The organism is Pseudotabrizicola alkalilacus, assembly GCF_003443995.1.
Classification (GTDB): Bacteria; Pseudomonadota; Alphaproteobacteria; order Rhodobacterales; family Rhodobacteraceae; genus Pseudotabrizicola; species Pseudotabrizicola alkalilacus.
The window spans coordinates 1-560 of the sequence record NZ_QWEY01000084.1; the positions used below are offsets into that span (position 1 = coordinate 1).

At 67.3% G+C, this 560-nt stretch carries 1 protein-coding gene; it reads left to right on the forward strand.

Annotated elements, in window-relative coordinates; translation table 11 throughout:
* Nucleotides 1-560 (forward strand): cation diffusion facilitator family transporter (locus D1012_RS22135; protein WP_147335789.1); only part of this gene is annotated, 560 nt, incomplete at both ends.

Sequence of the window (560 nt, forward strand, 5' to 3'; positions counted from 1 at the left end):
GCCTTCGTCATCGCGGAATTGATCTTCGGCTACTCCGCCAACTCGCTGGCGCTGATCTCCGACGCCGTCCATAATCTCTCCGACGTCATCGCGCTGCTCCTGGCCTGGGGTGGGGCGTGGCTCGCCGGCAGGCGCCCAACCGACACTCACACCTATGGCTATCGCCGCGCCTCGATCCTGGCGGCGCTGTTCAATGCCGGGCTGCTGTTGATCGCGGTCGGCGGCATCGCGGTCGAGGCGATCAACCGCTTCCGCGAGCCTGCCGAGGTGGCAAGCTGGACCGTGGTCTGGGTTGCGGCGCTCGGCATCCTGATCAATGGTGGCACCGCGCTCATGTTCATGCGCGGCCGCCACAGCGACCTCAATGTCCGCGGCGCCTATCTGCACATGGCGGCGGATGCCGGCGTCTCGCTCGGCGTCGTGGTTGCCGCGCTGCTCATCATGGCGACTGGCTGGCAATGGATCGATCCGGCGATCAGTCTGGTCATCGCCGTGGTCGGGCTGATCAGCGGCTGGGAACTCGCCCGCGACAGCGTCAACCTCGCGCTCGACGCGGTGCC